At 68.4% G+C, this 3957-nt stretch carries 5 protein-coding genes; 1 reads left to right on the top strand and 4 read right to left on the bottom strand.

Features of this window, described 5'->3' with window-relative positions; all coding sequences use genetic code 11:
- Positions 1-210: hypothetical protein (locus AC08ON_RS02755; RefSeq protein WP_476616394.1), on the top strand; the 210-nt coding region annotated here is incomplete at its 5' end.
- A 216-nt stretch (positions 211-426) separates the two neighbouring features.
- Here the strand turns inward: AC08ON_RS02755 and AC08ON_RS02750 are convergent.
- The 4 genes from AC08ON_RS02750 to AC08ON_RS02735 form a co-directional block, all read right to left on the bottom strand.
- On the bottom strand, positions 427-684 hold the full coding sequence (locus AC08ON_RS02750; RefSeq protein ID WP_011438082.1) for a F0F1 ATP synthase subunit epsilon: 258 nt from the start codon (positions 682-684) through the stop codon (positions 427-429).
- A complete protein-coding gene (gene atpD / locus AC08ON_RS02745; RefSeq protein WP_476606289.1) occupies positions 684-2123 on the bottom strand; it encodes a F0F1 ATP synthase subunit beta in 1440 nt (479 codons plus the stop codon). The genes AC08ON_RS02750 and atpD overlap by 1 nt, the downstream gene beginning before the upstream one ends.
- 194 nt (positions 2124-2317) lie before the next feature.
- On the bottom strand, positions 2318-3214 hold the full coding sequence (locus AC08ON_RS02740) for a F0F1 ATP synthase subunit gamma (protein WP_011438084.1): 897 nt from the start codon (positions 3212-3214) through the stop codon (positions 2318-2320).
- A 3-nt stretch (positions 3215-3217) separates the two neighbouring features.
- A partial coding sequence (locus tag AC08ON_RS02735; protein ID WP_476616393.1) for a F0F1 ATP synthase subunit alpha occupies positions 3218-3957 on the bottom strand: 740 nt, incomplete at its 5' end.

The raw sequence follows: 3957 nt of genomic DNA, 5'->3' as shown, positions 1-3957 counted from the left end.
ACCGGCCAGCAGATGCAGACGATCATTGACCAGGCCGTCGAGGCCTACGAGCGCGAGCTGTTTTGGCGCGGCTTCGAGGAGGGGTACGACCGCCTCGCGGCCGACTCGCCCGCCTGGGACGAGCTCGGTGCCGAGCGCTCCGCCGAGGCGGAGGCGCTGCGGGCTGCCCTCCCACGTCGAGCTCGCGCCCGGCGGCACCGGTCTGCGTGAGACAAGCTACGCGAAGGTCGAGGACGTGAAATCGGTGTCCCAGCAGCGCTTTGGTCGCCGGCTCGGCGTCGTGGGTCCCGATCATCTGCTGCGGATGACCAAGGCCCTGCAGTTTCTGTTGGGCCTGTAGAGCCTGTAGGGCCCTGTCGCGACCTGTGACGTGACGCGAAAGACGCGTCCCCCGATGCGGAGAACGCGCCCTTGGCCGCGGGAAACTCAGGTCAGCTTCGCGGTCTCGGCGAGGATGCTGACACCCTGGTGTGTCACCGAGATGAAGCCGCCGTCCACCGAGGCCGAGATCTCCCGGCCACCGGTCTTGACCCGGACCGTTCCGCCCGGCGCCAGCAGACCCAGCAGCGGCACATGGCCGGGCAGCACGCCGAGATCACCGTCGGTGGTCCGGGCGACGACCATGTCGGCGTCGCCGGACCACACCTCCTGCTCGGGCGAGACAATCGCCACCCGGATCGGCATTACAGGTTCTCCGCGTTCTTCTCCGCGTCCTCGATGCCACCGCACATGAAGAACGCCTGCTCCGGCAGGTGGTCGAAGTCGCCCTGAGTGAGCCGCTTGAACGAGTCGATCGTCTCGTCGAGCGGGACGAACTTGCCGGGGATGCCGGTGAACTGCTCGGCCACGAAGAACGGCTGCGACAGGAACCGCTGGATCCGCCGCGCCCGGTTGACGAGAATCTTGTCCTCTTCGGAGAGCTCATCGATACCGAGGATGGCGATGATGTCCTGCAGGTCCTTGTAGCGCTGCAGGATCCGCTGCACCTCACGGGCCGTGTCGTAGTGCTCCTGCCCGAGATAGCGCGCGTCCAGGATCCGGGAGTTGGAGTCGAGCGGGCTCACCGCCGGGTAGATACCCAGGTCGGAGATGGCCCGGTCGAGCACGGTGGTGGCGTCGAGGTGGGTGAACGTCGTCGCCGGCGCCGGGTCGGTCAGGTCGTCCGCGGGCACGTAGATGGCCTGCAGCGAGGTGATCGAGTGGCCCCGGGTCGAGGTGATGCGCTCCTGGAGCACACCCATCTCGTCGGCCAGCGTCGGCTGGTAGCCGACGGCGCTGGGCATCCGGCCGAGCAGCGTGGAAACCTCGGATCCGGCCTGGGTGAACCGGAAGATGTTGTCGATGAACAGCAGCACGTCCTGCTTCTGGACGTCCCGGAAGTACTCGGCCATCGTGAGCGCGCCGAGCGCGACCCGCAGCCGGGTACCCGGCGGCTCGTCCATCTGGCCGAACACCAGCGCGGTGTCCTCGATGACGCCGGCCTCGGTCATCTCCAGGAACAGGTCGTTGCCCTCACGGGTACGCTCGCCGACCCCGGCGAACACCGAGACGCCACCGAACTCCTTGGCGACCCGGCGGATCATCTCCTGGATGATGACGGTCTTGCCGACGCCGGCACCGCCGAACAGGCCGATCTTCCCACCGCGCACGTACGGCGCGAGCAGGTCGATGACCTTGATGCCGGTGGTGAACATCTCGGTCTTCGACTCGAGCTGGTCGAACGCCGGCGCCGACCGGTGGATCGGCCAGTACGTCTCGGCCTCGATCTGCTTCACGTCGAGCGGCGTGCCAAGCACGTTGAACACGTGGCCCTTGGTGGCGTCGCCGACCGGGACCGAGATCGGCGCGCCGGTGTCGTGGACGGGCGCGCCCCGGACGAGACCGTCGGTCTGCTGCATGGAGATGGCCCGCACGGTGTTGTCACCGATGTGCTGGGCGACCTCGAGCGTCAGCGTCAGCGTCTCGTCGCCGATAGTCCGGTCGACCTGCAGTGCCTGGTAGATCTCGGGGAGTTCGTCGGGAGCGAACTCCACGTCGACAACCGGTCCGATGACTCGGGCGACCCGGCCGATCCCCGGGGTCCGGCCCTGTGCCGTGGCCGGCGAGCTGGTGGTGACGGTCATGGCGTCCTCAGTTTCCGATCAATGCCCGCCGCCGCAGCCTCGGGCTCGCGTTCGCTGGCACCTGGGACGGAACGGCCCGCGTCGCGCGCGCTCCGCCTTCGGCGTCGTCCTTCACGTTCTGTTGTCGTCGCTGTCCTCATCGGTTCCGGTCACACGAGTCCGGCCACACGAGTGTGAACCGCCGCCCACCCATATCAGGTTCCCGAAGCCAGAGCGTTGGCGCCACCGACGATCTCGGAGATCTCCTGAGTAATGGCGTCCTGTCGGGCCCGGTTGGCCTGCCGGGTGTATCTCTTGATGAGGTCCTCGGCGTTGTCCGTAGCCGACTTCATGGCCCGCTGCCGCGCCGCCGACTCCGACGCCGCCGACTCGAGCAGCGCCGCATAGAGCCGGCTTTCCACGTAGCGCGGCAGCAACGCGTCGAGCACCCCCTCGGCGGAGGGCTCGAACTCATACTGGGGCAGCGGACCGCCACGCGGCGGTTCGTCGGTCTCGGTGAGCACCATCGGCAGCAACCGGCGGGCGACCGGCGTCTGGGTGATGGCGCTGACGTACTCCGTGTGGACCACGTGGATCTCGTCCACCCCGCCGTTCTCGCTCGTGGCGATGAAGGCCGCGATGAGCGCGTCCGCGACCGACTTGGCGTCCGCGTACGACGGCTGTTCGGAGAAACCGGTGTACTCGCCGCTCATCGCACGTCCCCGGAAGCGGTAGTAGCCCGTTCCCTTGCGGCCCACGACGTGCAGGTCGGTCTCCTTGCCCTCCGAATGCAGCAGCTCGATGAGCTCCCCGGTGCGCCGCAGCGCGTTCGAGCTGTACCCGCCGGCCAACCCCCGGTCGCTGGTGATCACCACGACCGCGGCCCGGGCCGCCCCGGGCCGCTCGGTGGTGAGCGGATGGTCGATCGTGGTCTGCGCCGCGACCGCCTCGATCACCCGGGTGATCTCCTCGGCATAGGGGCGGGCCGCAGCGACCCGCGCCCGCGCCTTGGCAATGCGGGAAGCCGCGATCAGCTCCATCGCTCGGGTGATCTTCTTCGTCGACTGCACCGACCGGATGCGCCGCCGGTACTCACGAAGCTGGCCCGCCATGGATCAGCCCTCGTCGTCTTTGCGCGCCGCGGGCCGGTGCATCGGGATCGACTCCTGCCGCACCAGCCCCGGGTCGAGCGGGCTCGGCGCCGGCTCGTTGACCAACGGCTTGCCGTCGGACAGCGTGAACTGCTTCTTGAACTCCGCGACGGCCGACTCCAGCATGGCGATCGTGTCGTCGCTGAGCTTGCCGGTGGTCACGATCGCGTCGTATACCTCTGGGTAAGACCGGCCGACGAAGTCCAGGAACTCCGACTCGAAGCGACGGATGTCCGCCACGGGCACATCGTCGAGCTTGCCGGTGGTTCCGGCCCAGATCGACACGACCTGGCGCTCGACCGGGAAGGGCTGGCCCTGCGGCTGCTTGAGCAGCTCAACCAGGCGGGCGCCGCGCGCGAGCTGGTCCCGCGAGGCCTTGTCCAGGTCGGAACCGAAGGCCGAGAACGCCTCGAGCTCGCGGTACTGGGCGAGGTCCAGCCGCAGGCGGCCGGCGACCGACTTCATCGCCTTAACCTGCGCGCTACCGCCGACCCGGGACACCGAGGTGCCGACGTTGATGGCCGGGCGGACACCCTGGTTGAACAGGTCGGACTCCAGGAAGACCTGCCCGTCGGTGATCGAGATGACGTTCGTCGGGATGTAGGCCGAGATGTCGTTGGCCTTCGTCTCAATGATCGGCAGTCCGGTCAGCGAGCCGCCGCCGAGCTCGTCGGAGAGCTTGGCGCAGCGCTCCAGCAGGCGGG

The organism is Frankia sp. CoWAU3 (assembly GCF_977971855.1).
This window is presented reverse-complemented; position numbering and strand designations above follow the sequence as displayed.

Coding starts and splice junctions, on each gene's coding strand:
- AC08ON_RS02750 (WP_011438082.1), bottom strand. CDS start 684: ATGCCGATCCGGGTGGCGATTGTCTCGCCCGAGCAGGAGGTGTGGTCC.
- atpD (WP_476606289.1), bottom strand. CDS start 2,123: ATGACCGTCACCACCAGCTCGCCGGCCACGGCACAGGGCCGGACCCCG.
- AC08ON_RS02740 (WP_011438084.1), bottom strand. CDS start 3,214: ATGGCGGGCCAGCTTCGTGAGTACCGGCGGCGCATCCGGTCGGTGCAG.